We start from the raw sequence: 18,668 nt of genomic DNA on the forward strand, positions 1-18,668 counted from the left end.
ACTGCTATTTTTTTATGCTTGAATTATGCTCGAAACCTTACAGACCCAACTTTACAATTTAGAACAATTTGCGTCATTTGTTGTTTCTAATCAGTTAACACATTTGAGTTGGTTAAGTATCGTTATTATTTTCATGACTGGCTTGCTCACAAGTTTGACGCCTTGTATGCTCTCAATGTTGCCAATTACCATTGGTTATATTGGTGGTTATGAAGCAAAAAGTCGCTTGCAAGCAGCAACTCAGTCAACCTGGTTTGCTTTGGGACTTGCAAGTACCCTCGCAGGCTTGGGAATATTTGCTGCTACATTAGGAAAAGTTTACGGTCAGATAGGTGTAGGTTTACCCATCATTGTTAGCATCATTGCGATATTGATGGGGTTAAATTTATTAGAAGCTTTACCGTTACAATTTCCATCATGGGGTGGAACGGATTGGATCTCTGAAGAATTACCCCAAGGTGTTAGAGCATATTTCATCGGATTGAGCTTTGGTTTAGTGGCTTCCCCCTGTAGTACACCTGTTTTAGCTGCATTATTGGGTTGGGTGACCAGTACTAAGGATTTAATTTTAGGAGCTGTTTTATTGTTGTCCTATGCCGCAGGTCATGTTACACCATTGATTTTAGCTGGTACATTCACTGCATCAATTAAGAAGATACTAGAAATACGTCGTTGGTCTGCTTGGATCAATCCTGCTAGTGGTGTGTTATTAATTGCTTTCGGTGCAATTTCGTTGGCTTATCGCCTTCCTTTGAAGGTATTTGGATTTTGAGAGTAGCTTTTCTAAAAAATTATTGGGGAGGAATTTTTTGGAAAGATTCCAATTTTTTTGGCTTATAATCAATAATCAATTTACTTAACTTGAGTAGTTTAATTGTATTACTTAGCTACAGCATGTAAAAAAATCATTATTAAGCAAAAATAATCGTCCTTGTGAGAGGAATTATATCTGAATATTTTATCTTTATCGATTTCTTGCCTCCCCATAATTCCTAAAAGTTTGGTGTCGCGAGAGTAGTGAATAAATCATTTTGAAAAATAATCCTGAAATCATAATTGTTGAAGTAATAATTATTGAAGTCATCATTTTGGAGTTAGATTTTTCTTTATTTACCTTATATGAAAGACAACACAATTGACAACAAATCTGATTTTTTTTACATACTCAAAAAGTCTATCAAACAGGATATATTACCAATACTTACTAACTTGCGTTTGGCAATACTTATGCTTCTAATAATTGCCTTATTTAGTATTAGTGGTACGGTAATTGAACAAGGTGAATCTTTAGAATTTTACAAGACAAACTATCCTTTACAACCTGCTTTATTTGGATTTCTGACTTGGAAAGTTATTTTAACCCTGGGTTTAGACCATGTTTATAGCACTTGGTGGTTTTTAGCATTATTGATTTTATTTGGTACGAGTATTACTGCTTGTAGTTTTACCAGACAGCTACCAGCATTAAAGGTTGCTCGAAAGTGGAAATTTTATAATAAAGCCAAACAATTTAACAAACTAGCATTGAGTGCAGAGTTTAATTTAGGAAATCAAAATAATGCATCAATAGATAAACTCATTGAAAAATTACATCAAAAAAACTACAAAGTTTTTCAAGAGCAAAATAACGAAAATCTTTTATATGCCCGAAAAGGAATTATTGGACGTATTGGTCCAATTGTAGTTCATATCGGTATTATTATTATTTTACTAGGGTCAATTTTTGGAACCATGACTGGATTTATTGGTCAAGAAATGATTCCTAGTGGTGAAACTTTTCAAGTAAAAAATATATATAATGCAGGACCTTTTGCTGATGCACAAATACCAAAAGATTGGGCAGTAAAAGTCAATCGTTTTTGGATTGATTATACCCCCAAAGGTGATGTAGATCAGTTTTACTCAGATTTATCAGTCGTAGATGAACAAGGAAAAGAGTTAGATCGTCAAACTATTTTTGTCAATAAGCCTTTACGTTACAAAGGTGTTACTTTTTACCAGACAAATTGGGGACTTTCTGCTGTTCGCGTCCAAGTAAATAATAGCCCTATCTTTCAACTACCCATGGCTCCACTAAATACTAATGGAAATGGTCGCCTTTGGGGTACTTGGGTTCCAACAAAGCCAGATATGAGTGAAGGGGTATCTTTAATCGCCAAAGATTTACAAGGATTACTTTTGGTTTACGACCCCAATGGTAAATTAGCAAACACTGTTAGGAGCGGAATGTCTGTCCAAGTTAATGGGGTTACCTTGAAGGTATTGGATGTTGTGGGTTCCACTGGTTTGCAAATTAAAGCTGACCCAGGAGTTCCTGTAGTATATGCAGGATTTGCTGTATTAATGTTGGGTGTAGTAATGAGCTATTTCTCCCACTCTCAAGTTTGGGCTTTACAAGAAAATGGTTGTCTGTATGTTGGGGGTAAAACTAACCGCGCTCAGGTAGTATTTGAAAGGGAAATATTGGGAATTTTTGATAGTTTAAGTTCTTCATCCCAAACAGACGAGCCGAAAAAAGTTGCTGGTTCAGTGGTTTCTAGCTCTTAGATTTTAGTTTCGGGAATTGGTAATTGGTAATTGGTAACTGAGTTAACTGTAGCCCGTAAGGGCGTGGTGTTAGCCATAAACTGTTTCATGATTACCAATTATCAACAATTTTATTTATTTGATTTTTGGTGAGTTACTTCAACCACTGTATGTACATTCCCACGCGGTGAAAAGTCTGCTTTGACAGTGATTTCTAGTGGATCGCAAGCAGAAACAAAATCATCTAAAATTTGGTTTGCAGATTCTTCGTGGGAAATATAGCGATCGCGGTAACTATTAATGTATAGCTTTAAAGTTTTAAGTTCTACTACCTTTTCATCAGGAATATAGTTAATATAAATAGTTGCAAAATCAGGATATCCAGAGAATGGACATTTGCAGGTAAACTCTGGCAAAGAAATATCAATATTGTAGCGTCTTCCAATGCGAGGATTTGGGAAAGTAATTAACTCACCTTTTGCAATTTCACGTTCACCATACTTCATTTCTGTACTAGGAGAGTTTGTACTTTCTGTAGAGGAGTTACTCATGAGCTTTTATATATCTATATCAATCGCAAATATTCAAATTTGAGCAGTTATTTCTTCACATACTCAAAAAAATTTGAGTTTAGAGTGAGAGAGCTTTTATGGTAACAAAGTTAATTTCGAATTGATTTCAAAAATCTAATTCTTGCTTCTCCCAGTCTGGACAATTTTCATCATCCCGTCCGTGGGGGTGCATGGCACAGACTAATAAGTTACCATTATACACTTGACCATGATAATGTTGACACCCAATACAAGCAGGATTTTTTTGTGCTGTAGCTTCTACTGGATAAGGAAAACTTGACTCAAATTCATCATCTAAAATATCTTCAAAGTTCCAATCAAAGTCAGAAATTGGTTCTGTTATTTCTTGTAAATACTCCTCAACTTCAGTAATGATGAAATACTGTACTTGTTCGATAGTTTCCTCCGTAAATTCAACAAAACTATCGGCAATCTCTGTTACCCCTTCAAAAAAACGTTCTACCTCATCAGCTACAGTTTGTACAGTTTCCCAGAAATCCTGTTGCCATTTGTCCATAATCTAGAATTCCTTAATGTTTAATTGTCCAATTGCTTCAACATAACACTTGCCCAGATTAAACCAAGTAGATGTTCAATGGCACTTGTATCAAAATTCAGCATCATACTAAGTCATCCACTAATTCTCATGATATCCCCATATTATTCCTAATTTTTTTGGTCAATTTTTTAATGAAGCGATTTTATCTATTGTGTTATTGATAACAATTTAAGACGCAATACATTATGTCTCTACATTAAACATAATATATTACGTCTACAGATTGAAAGATAATGGCTTAAATTCGAGAGTATTTTTGCTTTAAAATTTAACTTGATTTAACAAGTAAGATGTTCACTATCGATCACGTTGCAAGCGTCTTAACTCTTCTTGTAAATCTAGAACTTGCTGTCGTAAATTATCTACATTCTGATTCCCACCAACATTAGAATTCTGCGAATTAGATGATTCACCTTCACCATCTTCCAAAATCTCAATTTGACGTGGTTGACTGGAAGTTTTTTCTTGGGGATTATTACTGGTCGAAGAAGGATTTTGAGCTTGTTTCATCATGTCTTCTACAAAGCGGCGAGCTTCATCTGTTGTCATCTCGCCTCTTTCCACCATTTCATCGGCTAGTTTTTGGACCTGCGATCGTAATTCAGATAGTTTACTGCCAGCCTTTTCTCCCGCATAGGCAGCTAAACCAACTCCAAGATAAACCGCTTTCTGAATAATATCTCCAAAACCAGGCATTATGGCGCTCATCTTCACAAGAACTAGGAGACCCGGAGACTACGCCTACCACAAGCATCCCGTATTGCTGCTACCTTCCGGTCCTGACAAGGTTTGGGCGTTGAAGTTGCATAGATCCGAGTCATGAATAGTATAGCATTTAATTTCGAAACTGTGTGAATTATTCCACAACAATTTTCCATTCATAGATTACATAATCAACGCATTCGTTCTTTACCAAGGGATCGCGTGCCACAATTTCTTTGGCTTCTTCCATGGATGCAGCTTCAAATAGCATCATTCCACCTCCCCGTTTTGCCCAATACCCAGTCTTAGCGCGATGACCTTTAGCAATCAAATCCCGTACAAAATTTTTATGGGCGTCCACATGTTCGTCAAACATGGACTTCTCAACTTTGCCTGCTTCAATTTTCACAAACCAGGGCATTCACTTGCATCCTCTCAACTTCCTCTAATATATTGTCTGTCATCAACATCAGCAAAATTTGAAATAATTTCAGTTGGAGTTTTAAATTTTGATTCTCAAATTTTGAGTTTTGTAAAGCCTAAAAGCATTGTATCTTATCGGTTAGTGTTTGGAAGGTATAAGCTACAGTTTTAAGATACATGAGTAAATAATGTGAAAATTATGGATACAAACTAAATCGTGAGCTAAAGAGTGGGATTAAATTATCACTTATCAAATCCAACTGCGAACCGTAAAATCCAATGAGTTTATTGTTTGTTGCCCTTTTACCATCTCAAGAGATTCAGGACTACGCTACCAAAATAAAGCAACACTTTGCGGATCGATATAATACTCGACATGCTCTGAAGTCTCCACCCCATATTACTTTGCAACCACCATTTGAATGGGCAGATGCTCACATATCAATTATTGAAGAATGTTTGCAAGCATTTACCCTAACAAGAAGTTCTTTACCAGTTACGCTTAATGGTTATGGTGCTTTTATTCCCCACGTTATCTATATAAATGTTGAGAAAACCCCAGATTTATTAGCTTTGCAATCTGAGTTGATGGAACACTTAGAGAACCAATTAGGTATAGTTGACAAATCTTCTAAAACTCGTACCTTTACACCCCACATGACTGTAGCTTTTAAAGACTTGAAACGCAAAAGTTTTCAGACAGCATGGAAAGAGTTTGAAAGGCGAGAGTTACATTTTGAGTTTACTGCTGATAAATTAACCTTACTTATCCATAAGGATAAATCCTGGCATATTGCATCGGAATTTTTTTTGTAAGAGGTAAATAATTATTGTAGTGATTATACAAAGTAAATACTTAGAACTGCATTGTGATGCACCAAAGTATCAATTATTTTTATCTCGAGGTGAAATTTCATTTAAAACAAAGAATATCTTATTGGGGTAAAATTTATGAGTTAATAGTATGAGTTAATATTATAATTTCACATTATTTCTCTATAGAAGTAAAATAAGTTTGTATTCTTCTCCTTTCAAAATGAGAATTACTGGCAATCTTAAAAAGAAATTGATATCGGTACTAAATTTGTGCTTTGAACAAGTAAAGTGCAAGCAGGTTCCAATATTTGTATCTAAAATCGCCTGACATACAAATTGAAGTAAGATAAGATACAACCCAAAACCTCATCATTTGCGGTGAAGAATTGGGAAGTCATGTTCAAAAAGTTAACAATTACGCTAACCTTGTTAGCAAATCCACTATTATTTACTTTTGGTATTCAATCGCCAGCTATTGGTAGAAAAATTATTGCTCAGAAAATCGACTGTTCTGCAGCTAACAGCACAACAGAAATCAAATATTGCTCTTTGAAAAACTACCAAGCAGCAGATGAAAAACTCAATCAGATTTACCAAAAAATTATCGGCAGCCTAAGTGGTGAGCAACAAAAGATACTTATTACTACTCAGCAAGCATGGATAAAGTTCCGCGATCGCAACTGTAATTTTGAAACCTATCGTTCCCGTAGTAGTACTGGCTATGAAATATTTCGTAATGGCTGTCTCGAAAGGTTAACAGAACAACGCACAGCAGATTTAGAAAAGTATCTTTCTTTGCAAGATAATTTTGAGAAAAACAGAGTACCTGGGTCAGCGGTTAGTCAATTACCAGACGGTAACTATCGCTATGCTACAGCAGATTTACCACCCCCACCAGATATTATTAAAGATAACGATCTAGTGAAAGCCGGTGGTTATTACTTTTTATTCCGCAAAACAGGTAACAAAGTTACAGGTATGTTATATCAAATTGACTCGGAAAATAATATCTGCATTACCGGTAGAATCAATCAAAATCAAATTATAGGTGAAGCCATTGAATATTACGAACCAAACATAAGACAACCTAGAGTCGTTAGTACGGGGTCAGAATTTGTAGTTTGGGATAATGAAGGTAACCTGAAAGTAAGAAATGCTAGAAAAGTGGGTCGAGATGTGAAATATAGCGACGTCAATTTGAATCTCAAGTTATTTAATCCAATAAATGCTGGAAGTCAAATTCCTCCTCGTTCTTGTCGTCGCTAACCTAATTATTACTTGTTATTATTAAAAAAGCTTATGCCTCCAAAAGTACTGGAGTTATAGGCTTATTTTATACTTACTTGTCTTTTTAACTTACTCATAAATAAAATCAATTTAAGTTAAATTAAATCTAGTTCTTAGTAATCCAAAGCAACTAATTGATAATTAATAACCAATAACTGATAATTGATAACTGATACTCAAACCTCAATGCTTTATGACTGCTGCTTTGGAAAGTCAACAGGAGATAATTGGTGTAGCGGTTGTGGGAACTGGATTTGGGAAAAAAGTTCATATCCCTGGTCTACAAGCACATCCTCGAACTAAGGTTATTGCTGTTTACAACCGCGATTTGGAAAAAGCGAAAAAAATAGCTACAGAAAATCAAATTCCCCATGCTTGCGATCGCATGGAAGATGTTCTCAAAATACCTGAAGTGCAGGCTGTTAGTATTTCGACACCGCCATTTTTACATTACGAAATGGCAAAAACTGTAATCCAAGCCGGTAAACATTTATTGCTGGAAAAACCTGTAACTCTTAATGTAAAAGAAGCTAAGGAATTACACCATTTAGCACAATCTAACTCTGTAATTGCTGCAGTTGATTTTGAATTTCGCTTTGTCCCAGGATGGCAATTTTTTGCGGAATTACTTAAGTCCGGATATGTTGGTAACAAAAGATTAATAAAAGTTGATTGGCTGGGATCTTCTCGTGCAAATCCAGAACGTGCTTGGAATTGGTATTCACGAAAAGATTTGGGTGGAGGTGCTTTAGGTTCTTTAGGTTCCCACACCTTTGATTATATTCACTGGTTATTTGGTGAAGTGAGCAGATTAAATGCTAGATTTACTACTGCAATTCCTCAACGTCCTGAAGCTTCTACTGGCAAACTTAAAGTTGTTAATAGCGATGATACTTGCATGCTAATGTTGGAATTGACTGATGGTACACCTTGTCAAATTTCTATCAGTGCAGTTGTTCGCGCATCTCGTACCCATTGGATAGAAGTATATGGAGATGAGGGTACATTAGTTTTGGGTAGCGAAAACCAAAAAGATTATATTCATGGATTTCACGTTTGGGGAGCCAAACAAGGAAAACCTTTGGCTGAAATTGAAATCCCCAATCATTTAACTTTCAAAAAAAATCACGCTGATGGACGCATCAGTGCTTTCATAAGAGTTGTGGAACAATGGGTGAATGCTATAGATCGCAGAGAACCGCTAATTTCTAGTCTGCGTGAGGGTGTTTATTCTCAATTACTAATGGATTTATCTCATCAATCTAATAACACATTAAGTTGGGTTAATGTACCCCAATTATCTGAATATATTGATGATACCTTCTATTAAGCAAATATACTCTAAAGTTATCCCCAATATACTACACCTCACCTTATCTGATTGGTGGCAGCTATGTTATTTTTGCAGATATCTATGAAAGAAATGGTAAAAAATCAAGCAGAAAGACAGATTGATAATCACAAAGAAGTCATTGGTGTCAACTTATGATTGACATAACTTTTTTTTCGATGTAATTTGAATGTTATAAACTCTAAATTGCTTCATGAATCAACAATCAAAAGCAAGTCGTTTTTAGTCTATTTCTTTACGACTTGTTTTTGATATTATTTCTTATTTTCCCATCTAATTTTTTGTAATTAAAGGCTTTTGAGACATTGTATCTCGCTTTCTCATAGTGCCTGATTGTTATTCAGTTTTGTCATTCAAGTTAAGTACATATACTTTATTTTATATATCGGTTGATTTTGAATTTTAATATATTCAATTTTTTAAAACGAAAAAATAATTTATTTAACAATAATTATTTGCTTCTCAATATATTTTATTTTCACAAGCATTCGTTAGATTTTTTTGATTATCCTAAGAAAGGATAGATATGTAGATTGAATATTCTAGGATGCAAGAAATTCATAGAGATTTGGTATGTGTTACAGGATTAGCAGCAATAAGGAATATATTTTAAAATAAATGTTTTAGAGAGCGAACATTTATTCTAGAGGAGAACAATAAGTCGAATAATGATAATTGTACCTTAAGGGCAATATATATACCACCAAGATAAGAATAAGCTAATAAAACTTATCTTTGGTAAGTATGGATTTTTGAGTATATTAACCGTACAGATACTCATCAAAACTTATTCGACTTATTGCTACACACTTTGTTTGGGCTGAATAAAAATGCAAATCACAAATTATCTTTAATATAGTTCAACAGCGATCTAATAAAGATAAATCTCTTAAAAATTAGAGGTAAATTGCATTTTAACTCCTCCATCCAAATCTCCCGATTTTATAGATTAGTCAGCAGGGGTAGCAGGACCAAATAGACCACTGAGAATACCACCACCAGCAGCATTTGGATCTTGTAGCGCTTGAATTAGGAAAAGAGTATTCAAGTCAAGTCCACCAGTACCACCACCAGTACCACCATTACTACCGAATAAGTTTTGCAGTAGTAAGAAATCAGCGATTCCTGCACCACCAGCAATATTTGCTTGCTCTTGTGGATTCAAATCTTCAGCAATTAAGTTTTCCCATTGAGAGTTGTTATTCATGTTCCAAAGTTTCCTGTTAATGATGAAGTGTAGTTGTTGAGATTAGAAGGCGAAAAGACTAATGCATCAGTCTTTTTATAAGCTAGTCAGCAGGGGTAGCAGAACCAAACAGACCACTGAGAAGACCACCACTACCACCAGCGTTTGGATCTTGTAATGCTTCGAGTACTAAAAGATTACCTAGGTTAAGTCCACCTCCACCATTGGAGCTACCCAATAAACTCTGAAGTACTAAGAAATCTTGAATACCAGCACCACCTGCGATGGTTACTTGTTCTTCCACATTCAAGTCTTCAGCAATCAAATCTTCCCACTTGCTGTTATTATTCATTTCCCAATATTCTCCAATTAATTAACTAACTAGCGATGATTTGGATTGGGTCGAATATGCGCACCATAGAATATCTTAAAATGTGTCACAAAGTATAAAATTCTCTAAGCATTGGAAGATTAGAACCCATGAAAGATAAGTCGAAGTGGTGTAAATCCCAGAACTGAATAATCAGTGCACTGTAAATACACGAGACTTACCGCAACATTACGAAATTAGTGACTATAGGCAAAATATCTGCATAACCTATTGTTTTACTAATTGTGTAATAAGAACTAGTTCCAAATACTAAGTTTGTAGTTATATACTTCTGTATCTTCTATGGGTGCACAAATTCTACACAAGCATTGACTAATATCCAGTCATAAGCAAGTTATTTTAGACTTTTCTCAGAATAAAAACACTTGCATGTGACAAGTAAATGTATCAAACAGATATCACCCAAAATCTCAGGATAATAATTTGTTTGAATTTACTATGAATAGATACGAGGTTTTCATAGGTCTTACATTTATAAGACCTATATATCGATGGCTCTATAAATATTAATCAACGAATTAGTGACCAATGACTAAATTATTAGTCATCCTCAGGAGCAGTCACACTTTTAAACAATTCTTGTTGAAAGTACTGTTGACCAAGAGCTGGATTAATTTGGGATAATTGGAGATATTTTTTGAAGAAATCATCGAGAGAAGAACCATCACCACCAGCAATAGCTGCTTGCTCTTCTACATTCAGATCTTCTAAGATCAGCTCTTCGAACTGAACGCCATTATTCATTTCTGATAACCTCTAAATTGCTTTTGAATCACTCTAAAAGTTAGAGGAAATTCTTATTTCCTTAACTTACTCAATAGCATATATGGAAAAAGTGACAAAAACGGGACAAATTCTCTCCATGTCGAAAAAAAAATTAATGTTCACTATAGTCAATATTTTTTTCAACAACATAGCTCTAATATTTAACTACGTCATTGAAGTAAAAGTACTCACAAAAATAATTTTTATCTGACGAGAGTTTATGTCGCTAGTTGCAAATACCCTTGATTTACAGTGATTTGGTCACAATTCATATCTACTTCTTCATCAATCTTAAGCTATTTTAAAGTATTCATGAAGTTGACCAATAGAGGAATACATTGGCATATTTGATATGCAAACATAGAGAGAATTATATATATCTGTATGTCAAGATAGTCTTATTATCGATTGCATGAAAACTGTTTTGTAAATCTATTTCTACTACTTTTAATTTACTAATATAGTTCGATGGACATGGAAGTTTAATTAGTTTTTATTTAATTTACTTGAAATTCCCCCATAACTAAATAGCCCATCATCATGTGCGATAAATTTTCATATAAAGATACTTCAGCCTATGCAGACTACCATGACATTTAGCAGTATCGCTGCACTATTGGGAACAATGATTATTCTGGCTGCTATCCCTAGTCCCAGTGTGTTTGCTGTGGTAGCGCGCACAATTGCATCCGGATTTACCCATGGTTTCGTTACAGTCGTGGGGATACTGGTTGGTGATTTTGTATTCATCATCTTAGCTATTTACGGTTTATCAGCGATCGCTCAGACTCTGGATAGTCTGTTCGTTGTAGTAAAGTATCTTGGTAGTGCTTATCTGATCTGGTTGGGAATACAGTTATGGAGAGCAAAATCGAAAGCTATAGAAGTTGAAGGAATTAGAGAATCATCTTGGTTATCTAATTTCTTGAGCGGTCTATTTATTACTTTAGGCGATCAAAAAGCACTTTTATTTTACTTGGGTTTTTTCCCTGCTTTTATTGAGTTGAAGAATATATCTATTTTGGATACTTGCATAATTATGGCGATCGCTACTATTGCTGTGGGTGGAGTAAAGCTTGGTTATGCATATATGGCTGATAAAGCTAGATTAATTTTTCAAAGTTCTAGAGCCAAGAAAATTATAAATATTATTGCTGGTACTGTCATGATTGGTACTGGTTTTATGTTGTTGGTAAAGACTTAATCAAGAATAATAGAAGAAAAGCTCCTGGGATAGAGTCCTAAGGAACTAGTAAATAGTAGGTTGATAATTATAATTCTGTGTAACAATGTATAAAATCAATCCTCTTTCAAAAGGTGGAGATCTCAGCTATAGTCCCTCCTGTCGTTTTTCTGTATCCCCTCAATAATTCGGGGTAGGAAGTCATTGAGCTATCCACGACCAACCGAATGGATTAGAAACAGATTTCTCGCGAATAAGAGTCCCCAAAGATGGAGTATTTCCAATTTTGGAAATGCGGTCACGGATATATTCAAAAAAGCTGATTCCCAACTTGCGAGTAGTGGCTACAAGAGACATAAAAATATCCCAAGCTTTTATACCTTGTTGAGTTTGGGTTGCATAACTGATATTACGTCGCTGCACCATAGTCCTAGCAGCTAACTCTGCAGGATTGTTATGCAATGGTAATTCCGGATGCTCCAAAACCAGAGATTGAGGCTGCACTGAAGTATGCTGAACAAAATGGCTGGTACGTTGATGTTGGTGGTTCACATGCTTGGGGTAAGATTTATTGTCCTTACAACGATAAAGAATGCAGGTGTGGAATTTTTTGTATATCTAGTGTTTGGAGTACCCCAAAAAATGCAGGAAATCATGCGAAGCAGATTCGCCGGATAGTCGATAACTGTACAAGACATAACATTACAGATGATTCTTGCGAAGAAGAGGGATAAACAATGAAAGAGTATGATTTTACTTTAAAGTTTAATCTCCACAATTCTCAAGCTGACCCCGATAGTCATGTTGAGAAGTTATATCAAGGTGGTTGTGACGATGCTTTAATTGGAATTGGGAAGCAAGGATATATTTCACTGAATTTTATTCGTGAAGCATCATCTGCTTATGAGGCTGTTTCTAGCGCTATTATTGACGTCAAAAGAGTTATCCCATACGCCACTTTAATTGAAGCTACACCCGATTTTGTTGGTTTAACAGATGCAGCCAAAATCCTTGGATGTACTCGACAAAATATCAGAAAACTGATTATAACAAATGAACCAAAAGCTCCATTTCCTGTTTATGAAGGTACACCTTCTATTTGGCATTTGGCAGAAATATTAATATGGTTGAGAGAAGTCAAAAAGTATGCGATCAATGATGCGTTAATAGAGGTCGCTAAAATCAATATGAATATTAATCTCGCTAATAGTTGGCAAAAAGTTGAGCCAAATCTCCAAGAAAATATTAAGGCTTTGGTTGGTTAAATAAGGGATTTCCAATTGAAAAAGTATATCACTCGTCCGGGCGCACGTCGGTGCGCCCCTACCAGAAACAAATAAATACTAAGTATTCTTTACAGGGGAAGCATTTTTATCGCATAAATCTAAATACAGCTTTTGGAATGCTTCTAACTCTGTCAACCAACTTGATGCTGATTCTAAAATTTGTCGCTCACTTCTCACCTGAGTAATATAATTACCTTCTGACTCATCAAATAACACAAACACAGAAACAGATTGCAAACAAGTTTGCGGTTTACCTACAACCTTAAAATCAGTAATAATATGTTCATCTTCCAGTAGCTCTACTTCTAATCCTAAATCCCGAACAGCTTCCTGGATTTGTTCAATCTGCAATTGATTAATATCAGGTATTCTACTTTCTAAATTAACTAATTCTCCCGGGCTAGGTAAATCTTTAGTTTCTGAATTTACTTTAGTTTCTGAATTTAAAATATCTGCTTTCAGTTCTATTTCTGCTTGTAGCGGGTCTGCGATCGCATAAATTAATTTAGTTGTTGGAGAACTGAATACATGTCCTTGTTGATAGCACTTCTCTCCTTGAGGTGTAATATTAATTTTTAACGGTAAAGCTTCCAAGCAATTCAATTTAACGAGTCGCTCGATCGCACTTCTGACAAATATAATATCTAAACCTAATACTTTTGCTAATTCTTCAGTTGTTGGGGGTGGTGTAAACTCAATAGCAGCCCGAAGGATAAATTCTTCTAGGATATTTAATTTACGGGTTTCGCTGATAGTTATCTTAACTGGTATTTGCTGTACTTCATAGTAATAGTTACGAGCAAATACAACAGATAATTTAGATGTCTGCTTTGAATTTTGCTTTCCAGAATTTTCCTTTTCAATTTGTTTTACTAAGGAACTGAGACTAGAATCAATAAATTTTGGCTGGGGTTTTTTTTCCTGGGAAGTTTGAGGAGAAGTTTGAGATGATTCTTGAGATAAATCTTGAGATTCTTTTTTCGTAGATTTTCTCTTGGTTTTTCTCTTACCTTCGGTACTTTCTGTGTCTTTGCTGCTCATTAGATCAATAGATATCTATCTTCAAATATTATCTGCACATAACCCGAAATCCTTGTAGAGACGCGCCATGGCGCGTCTCTACATCTTTTGGGGAAATTTTACGTCCTACATCTTTTGGGGAAATGTCTAATCTACAAAACATAACTAACATCTATTAAACCCCCATATTTATCAACAGTACGAGCAACTTCTTGATACATAGACCCAACTTTACCAGATTGTTGAGTAAACAGGTCATAACAACCTACCACCACGAGTAATTCCTGAGCGCGAGAAAAAGCGACATTTACCCGTTCCGGAGCTTTTGCAAAACCGATATCTCCCCGAAAGTTATTACATACGGTACTCACAATAATTACTGGACGTTCCATTCCTTGAAAAATATCAACTGTTCCGGTACGAATATCTAAGGAAGGGAATTTTTTCGCTGCAATTCTATCTTTTATTAACCTTAACTGAGCGCCGTAAAAAGTAATAATTCCAATTTCTTTTTTTTCATTACTTTTTTGTACTTTACTTGACCAAGCAGTTTCTAATTGTTCGCATAGCTTTTCAATGGCGTCAACTTCCTTAATATTAATTCGAGACGTCCCTTCTCTTTTTTCGTTAAAATCGTTATCTATCGGAGTTTTCAACCACAAAATATGTTGATTTGCTTGAAGTAATTCACCGGACAAATTATGAGCGCGTAAACTATCTGGTTCTGGAAGACCGCAACTAAGTTTATCCTGATAAAACTGATTAATTGCTCCCATGATTTGCGGATGCATGCGATATTGAATTGTCAGCATGCGCTTGATGTTTTCATCCGCAGATTCAAATTGGGTTTTGAAGAGAGATTCTTTAATAAACTTTAGTTCGTCTTTAGTTGTACCAATTTCTTCGGCGATATCTTCGATGGTATCATCGCGTAACATGGGCGGTAATTGTCGATGGTCCCCGACTAAAACAATTTTCTTACCTTTTAAAGCTGGAATTAATAATTCTGGGGGAGTACATTTACTTACTTCATCAATAATTACCACATCAAAACTGGGAAATTCTCGGGAAAAATCGCCCCTCGCAGCTTGGACGCAGGTAATACCGACAACGTTAGCGTTATCTAAATAAATTTGTTTGAGATCCTCAATATCTTGTTGTGAGGGTTGACGAAGTTTTTTAATCCAGTCTTGAACAAAGTTTTGATAGCGATTGAGGTAATTTTCTTTTTCTTGTAATTCTTTTTGCCAAAATTCAAGTTGTCGCTTGATTTTGGTTAAGAAATCAAGGTTATACAATTCTATATTATTAGGTTGCTTGGGATTGCTTTCTTGTGTCGTAATGACTGTATTATTTGACTCCTTGGGATTACTTTCTTGCGTCGCAATGACTGTATTAGGTTGAAAGTTAATTTGAAAATTAAAATTATTAGATATCTTTTTCCATAAATTCTGCCACCATTTACGTTCTTTCGCTAAATCTTTTGGTAACTGTGCTTGAATTTGTTCTTCGAGTTCAGTAATTTTATTTTGGGATATTTGTAATTCCTCTTTGGCGCGATCGCTCTCTAACTTTAAGTTTGAAACTTCTGTATCTAAGTTGTTTTTGATATACTTTAATGTTTTTAAGGGGTCGATATCGGGAATTAATTTAATTAAACGATTGAGATTATTTTCCCAAGCAGCAACTTCGGCGCTAAAATGATGGGGATTTTCCCAAATGTAAGATTGATTATTAATATATTCTTCGACTAAAAGACCTAATCTTTTTGGTAGCTCCGGTTTTTGACTTAACTCTTGCAAAAAAGTTACCGCTTGAGTAAGTTTGATATTAGAATCTTCCCTAATTGTTTCAATGTCATTTTCTAGTTGATCTATTTGAGATTTTGCATTATTGAGCTTGATTTCAACTTCTTGGGCTTGTTTTTGGAAATTTTCTAGATATTGTTCGGTTTCTGCTTTGAGGGGAAAAACACATTCCCGCGCATTTGCTAAGATGCTTTCTTTTAACTCTTCAACAATTTGTTTTAAAGTTGCATTTACATTGCTTTCGTTCCAAGATTCACCATAAATAGCTTGAAGTTGAATTAATAAACTACCAGCTTCCCTAACCAAAGGTTGACGTTCTGGAGGTTTGAGACGATAGTAATCTGCAAACTTCTCAGCTAAATCTTGCCATTGTTGGCGATGTTCCCCTATAAGTACTAAAGGAATTTCCCCTAAAGTACGATTCATGAATTCACTAAATTTACTCGTTTTACCTTTAGCGTTAATACAACCTTTTTCTAATTCATAGGTAAAAGCGTTATATAATTGCTGCCAGTTCGGTAAATGGTCAACCTTGCGGACTTGATAATCAATTGGTACTAAAGATAATCGAGACGAACTAGCGATCGTTATTAATCCTGATGGTAGTTCTAAGACTTTTTCCGTTATGGGTTTACCAGTCTGACGACATCGATTTAAAATTTTGTGTAATCTCTGGCTAGCATTAGCTTTCCAATCCCTGACAGCACCAATAATAAAACCAATTTCACTTCTGCGTCTTTCGGTTCGGCGAATTTTTTCCGCTAATTCCTGTTGCTCACCTAAAAGTTTATGATATCCCTGATGCAATGTGTTTGCAGATTCAGAAGCAGAGCGGAAATTTTGTACTGATACCCCCACTTCTGACATCACGGTGATCGCATCATTTGCACCGCTAAATGCTGGGGGAAAGCTTTCAATTTCCTTTGCGACAGTATTTTTCAACCACGCAGCTAATCCAAAAGCACCACATTTAGGTGGTGTAAAACTAAGTTCTCCTGCATCGTGAATTGCTGTTTTGATATTTGCAATAAATTGGTCTACTACGCTATCACCTTTAGCGTAAGGTTGAAGCTGAGGAAGAAAACTTACAACTTCTTCAGTTAACCAGTTCATTTTTGATGCAGGTTTAATAATCTTTTTTAAACCCACCAGCAAAGATTCTAGTTTATCTGTTTTTGCGATCGCAGTTTGATAAATTTCTTCTTGTTGCTTACAAGCTTGCTCTAACTGTAATTTACGTTCTTGAAATTCTTGTTGTTGATGAATCCATTCCGATTCCGATTGCAAATATTTTCCGAAGCGCTCCTGGGGAGCTAATAATTCCTGTAAAACTTTGACCCTATCCTGATTAGTTGATAACCTTTCTTCACAATCGCTCGCGGTATTCCCCACCCATTGATTGATAACGTTTTCTTCCAGGAAAGCTTGTCCTTCAGCTTGGACTTTTTCAGCTTTACCTCGACGCAAACCCCGAATTACTGGGTTATGAACTAACCGACTCAAAGCATTATCAACCGCTAAATTCGCTTGGGAAGCAATCAGGGTTTTACCTCCCCGTAATGCTATCTGATAGCAAATTTCCACAATTACCGTCGTTTTACCGGTTCCCGGTGGTCCTTGAATTAAAACCATATCTGGTGCAGAAAGAACCGTTTCTACTGCAGCTATTTGGTCAAAATTAGAATTACTTTTTAATAAGTTTTGCGGTGAAAGCTTGACAATTGAATCGGGATTCCTAGCTTGAGTTGCATCAAATAAAAATTTACTTAAATTAGGATTTTGGGTTCTACCCAAACGTAAATGTTCTAAAGCTTTCTTCTTCTGATTAATTTGGTGAATATCACCCGCAGCTTCAAAATATAAAAAACCCCGCGCCGGTAACTTATATAATCCTTCTCGGAGGCGATCAACTAAATCATCATCCAGCAAAACTTTAATTTTATGGTTTTTCGCATCAATTGCGTCGATGCTACCTAACTTTTTCGTACCTTTCCTGGTTGCAATGTCACTCGCAGATCTGCATATCATTAAATCTTCCTGCTTGGACTTTTTGATCCGCAACCAAAATTCATCTTCACCCAAAGAAGTTTTGGGGGAACCGTCTAAAGTTGCAGATGCAGGATGAATAATAAAAGTGACTCGTCTAGATTTATAACTGTAATTATGATTGTCAAAAGGGACGCAAAATTGACGTGCTTTCGCAATTCGTTCTTCCATATCGAGAAAAACGCGCCAAACTTTTAACTGTTCAGAAGTCGGGACGTGTCTTTCACTCCATAAAGGTAAAGACTTAATTTTTGCAACCGTCGCGCGGGGTACCCCCAAACGGTTATTAGAAGCTAACTGCAAACAAAACGGTAAACAGAATCCATCAACCTTTCCCCTAGGTAAGTCTACCAACCGTGCATCTAATAACTTTAAACCACCACTACCATTATTTGAATTGATAGTAGCCTTTAGCCACAAAGTTTTTTTAAAATCTTCTAATGGTGAAGGTAAAGCAGAATTAGTATCGCTTGCAACCGTCAACTCCCAGATTTCTTCATCTGGATATCTTTGATTAATTTCTTGACGACGGACATAGAAAAGTGCACCAGAATTTCCCGTAACATCAGATAAAAAAGTCTCAGCCCGACCGATTATATCCCTTGAAATGTGTCTATCGAAGGCATCTCGACCATCAAGTTCGCGAATTAAATTATTAATTGCTCGTTCCCCAGCAAACCTATAGCCCCAAGTTTGAGAATCACTGTTACCCATACATGCAAAAATTCGCTGTCACTGGAAAAGATA

Annotated in this window: 18 protein-coding genes and 1 other RNA gene; 8 read left to right on the top strand and 11 right to left on the bottom strand. The window is 35.6% G+C overall.

Going from position 1 to position 18,668, the window contains the following annotated elements; translation table 11 throughout:
* The first annotated feature begins 25 nt into the window (after positions 1-25).
* Positions 26-772, top strand: coding sequence for a cytochrome c biogenesis protein CcdA (locus QNJ50_RS07865; RefSeq protein WP_300633810.1), 747 nt, complete (start codon positions 26-28; stop codon positions 770-772).
* A gap of 347 nt (positions 773-1,119) precedes the next feature.
* Positions 1,120-2,547, top strand: a complete 1,428-nt coding sequence (locus QNJ50_RS07870) for a cytochrome c biogenesis protein (RefSeq protein WP_300633812.1) — start codon at positions 1,120-1,122, stop codon at positions 2,545-2,547.
* Between the two features lie 110 nt (positions 2,548-2,657).
* Here QNJ50_RS07870 and queF read toward each other — a convergent pair whose 3' ends face one another.
* From queF to QNJ50_RS07895, 5 genes are all read right to left on the bottom strand, one after another.
* Entirely contained in the window at positions 2,658-3,077 is a 420-nt protein-coding gene (gene queF / locus QNJ50_RS07875; protein ID WP_300633814.1) for a preQ(1) synthase, read from the bottom strand.
* A gap of 127 nt (positions 3,078-3,204) precedes the next feature.
* Complete coding sequence (locus QNJ50_RS07880) at positions 3,205-3,615, bottom strand: hypothetical protein (protein ID WP_300633816.1); 411 nt, start codon at positions 3,613-3,615, stop codon at positions 3,205-3,207.
* A 339-nt stretch (positions 3,616-3,954) separates the two neighbouring features.
* Positions 3,955-4,353, bottom strand: a complete 399-nt coding sequence (locus tag QNJ50_RS07885) for a phasin family protein (RefSeq protein ID WP_300633905.1) — start codon at positions 4,351-4,353, stop codon at positions 3,955-3,957.
* A gap of 26 nt (positions 4,354-4,379) precedes the next feature.
* Positions 4,380-4,476: signal recognition particle sRNA small type (gene ffs, locus QNJ50_RS07890), an RNA gene on the bottom strand.
* A 37-nt stretch (positions 4,477-4,513) separates the two neighbouring features.
* Positions 4,514-4,780, bottom strand: coding sequence for a YciI family protein (locus QNJ50_RS07895; RefSeq protein WP_300633818.1), 267 nt, complete (start codon positions 4,778-4,780; stop codon positions 4,514-4,516).
* A gap of 281 nt (positions 4,781-5,061) precedes the next feature.
* On the opposite strand from QNJ50_RS07895, the gene QNJ50_RS07900 reads away from it, so the two are divergent.
* From QNJ50_RS07900 to QNJ50_RS07910, 3 genes are all read left to right on the top strand, one after another.
* On the top strand, positions 5,062-5,598 hold the full coding sequence (locus tag QNJ50_RS07900; RefSeq protein ID WP_300633820.1) for a 2'-5' RNA ligase family protein: 537 nt from the start codon (positions 5,062-5,064) through the stop codon (positions 5,596-5,598).
* Positions 5,599-5,994: 396 nt separating this feature from the next.
* Complete coding sequence (locus tag QNJ50_RS07905; RefSeq protein WP_300633822.1) at positions 5,995-6,864, top strand: lysozyme inhibitor LprI family protein; 870 nt, start codon at positions 5,995-5,997, stop codon at positions 6,862-6,864.
* A 214-nt stretch (positions 6,865-7,078) separates the two neighbouring features.
* A complete protein-coding gene (locus tag QNJ50_RS07910; protein WP_300633824.1) occupies positions 7,079-8,215 on the top strand; it encodes a Gfo/Idh/MocA family oxidoreductase in 1,137 nt (378 codons plus the stop codon).
* Between the two features lie 970 nt (positions 8,216-9,185).
* On the opposite strand, the gene QNJ50_RS07915 is transcribed toward QNJ50_RS07910, so the two are convergent.
* From QNJ50_RS07915 to QNJ50_RS07925, 3 genes are all read right to left on the bottom strand, one after another.
* Positions 9,186-9,443 (bottom strand): hypothetical protein, encoded by a 258-nt coding sequence (locus QNJ50_RS07915; RefSeq protein ID WP_300633826.1) that lies wholly within the window; start codon positions 9,441-9,443, stop codon positions 9,186-9,188.
* 82 nt (positions 9,444-9,525) lie between these two features.
* Complete coding sequence (locus tag QNJ50_RS07920; RefSeq protein ID WP_300633828.1) at positions 9,526-9,774, bottom strand: hypothetical protein; 249 nt, start codon at positions 9,772-9,774, stop codon at positions 9,526-9,528.
* A 579-nt stretch (positions 9,775-10,353) separates the two neighbouring features.
* Positions 10,354-10,557, bottom strand: a complete 204-nt coding sequence (locus QNJ50_RS07925) for a hypothetical protein (RefSeq protein WP_300633830.1) — start codon at positions 10,555-10,557, stop codon at positions 10,354-10,356.
* Between the two features lie 598 nt (positions 10,558-11,155).
* Here QNJ50_RS07925 and QNJ50_RS07930 point away from each other — a divergent pair.
* A complete protein-coding gene (locus tag QNJ50_RS07930) occupies positions 11,156-11,782 on the top strand; it encodes a LysE family translocator (protein WP_300633832.1) in 627 nt (208 codons plus the stop codon).
* Between the two features lie 180 nt (positions 11,783-11,962).
* Here QNJ50_RS07930 and QNJ50_RS07935 read toward each other — a convergent pair whose 3' ends face one another.
* A complete protein-coding gene (locus QNJ50_RS07935; protein WP_300633834.1) occupies positions 11,963-12,223 on the bottom strand; it encodes a hypothetical protein in 261 nt (86 codons plus the stop codon).
* On the opposite strand from QNJ50_RS07935, the gene QNJ50_RS07940 reads away from it, so the two are divergent.
* Positions 12,223-12,495, top strand: a complete 273-nt coding sequence (locus QNJ50_RS07940) for a hypothetical protein (RefSeq protein ID WP_300633836.1) — start codon at positions 12,223-12,225, stop codon at positions 12,493-12,495. The genes QNJ50_RS07935 and QNJ50_RS07940 overlap by 1 nt on opposite strands.
* 3 nt (positions 12,496-12,498) lie before the next feature.
* Positions 12,499-13,026, top strand: a complete 528-nt coding sequence (locus QNJ50_RS07945; RefSeq protein WP_300633838.1) for a DNA-binding protein — start codon at positions 12,499-12,501, stop codon at positions 13,024-13,026.
* A 78-nt stretch (positions 13,027-13,104) separates the two neighbouring features.
* Here the strand turns inward: QNJ50_RS07945 and QNJ50_RS07950 are convergent, their stop codons facing one another.
* Both QNJ50_RS07950 and QNJ50_RS07955 read right to left on the bottom strand, forming a co-directional pair.
* The gene (locus QNJ50_RS07950; RefSeq protein WP_300633840.1) at positions 13,105-14,088 is read right to left on the bottom strand and encodes a hypothetical protein; all 984 of its coding nucleotides are present in this window, start codon (positions 14,086-14,088) and stop codon (positions 13,105-13,107) included.
* Positions 14,089-14,219: 131 nt separating this feature from the next.
* Entirely contained in the window at positions 14,220-18,635 is a 4,416-nt protein-coding gene (locus tag QNJ50_RS07955; protein ID WP_300633842.1) for an AAA domain-containing protein, read from the bottom strand.
* Positions 18,636-18,668 lie beyond the last annotated feature (33 nt).

This window comes from Mastigocoleus sp. MO_188.B34, from assembly GCF_030065675.1.
Classification (GTDB): domain Bacteria; phylum Cyanobacteriota; class Cyanobacteriia; order Cyanobacteriales; family Nostocaceae; genus Mastigocoleus.

What these genes read in the sequence shown, in the direction of transcription:
- QNJ50_RS07880 (WP_300633816.1), bottom strand. Translation starts at nt 3,615, where the DNA reads ATGGACAAATGGCAACAGGATTTCTGGGAAACTGTACAAACTGTAGCT.
- QNJ50_RS07900 (WP_300633820.1), top strand. Translation starts at nt 5,062, where the DNA reads ATGAGTTTATTGTTTGTTGCCCTTTTACCATCTCAAGAGATTCAGGAC.
- QNJ50_RS07945 (WP_300633838.1), top strand. Translation starts at nt 12,499, where the DNA reads ATGAAAGAGTATGATTTTACTTTAAAGTTTAATCTCCACAATTCTCAA.
- QNJ50_RS07865 (WP_300633810.1), top strand. Translation starts at nt 26, where the DNA reads ATGCTCGAAACCTTACAGACCCAACTTTACAATTTAGAACAATTTGCG.
- QNJ50_RS07940 (WP_300633836.1), top strand. Translation starts at nt 12,223, where the DNA reads ATGGTAATTCCGGATGCTCCAAAACCAGAGATTGAGGCTGCACTGAAG.
- QNJ50_RS07920 (WP_300633828.1), bottom strand. Translation starts at nt 9,774, where the DNA reads ATGAATAATAACAGCAAGTGGGAAGATTTGATTGCTGAAGACTTGAAT.
- QNJ50_RS07910 (WP_300633824.1), top strand. Translation starts at nt 7,079, where the DNA reads ATGACTGCTGCTTTGGAAAGTCAACAGGAGATAATTGGTGTAGCGGTT.
- QNJ50_RS07950 (WP_300633840.1), bottom strand. Translation starts at nt 14,088, where the DNA reads ATGAGCAGCAAAGACACAGAAAGTACCGAAGGTAAGAGAAAAACCAAG.
- QNJ50_RS07915 (WP_300633826.1), bottom strand. Translation starts at nt 9,443, where the DNA reads ATGAATAACAACTCTCAATGGGAAAACTTAATTGCTGAAGATTTGAAT.
- QNJ50_RS07895 (WP_300633818.1), bottom strand. Translation starts at nt 4,780, where the DNA reads ATGCCCTGGTTTGTGAAAATTGAAGCAGGCAAAGTTGAGAAGTCCATG.
- QNJ50_RS07905 (WP_300633822.1), top strand. Translation starts at nt 5,995, where the DNA reads ATGTTCAAAAAGTTAACAATTACGCTAACCTTGTTAGCAAATCCACTA.
- queF (WP_300633814.1), bottom strand. Translation starts at nt 3,077, where the DNA reads ATGAGTAACTCCTCTACAGAAAGTACAAACTCTCCTAGTACAGAAATG.
- QNJ50_RS07930 (WP_300633832.1), top strand. Translation starts at nt 11,156, where the DNA reads ATGCAGACTACCATGACATTTAGCAGTATCGCTGCACTATTGGGAACA.
- QNJ50_RS07870 (WP_300633812.1), top strand. Translation starts at nt 1,120, where the DNA reads ATGAAAGACAACACAATTGACAACAAATCTGATTTTTTTTACATACTC.
- QNJ50_RS07955 (WP_300633842.1), bottom strand. Translation starts at nt 18,635, where the DNA reads ATGGGTAACAGTGATTCTCAAACTTGGGGCTATAGGTTTGCTGGGGAA.
- QNJ50_RS07925 (WP_300633830.1), bottom strand. Translation starts at nt 10,557, where the DNA reads ATGAATAATGGCGTTCAGTTCGAAGAGCTGATCTTAGAAGATCTGAAT.
- QNJ50_RS07885 (WP_300633905.1), bottom strand. Translation starts at nt 4,353, where the DNA reads ATGCCTGGTTTTGGAGATATTATTCAGAAAGCGGTTTATCTTGGAGTT.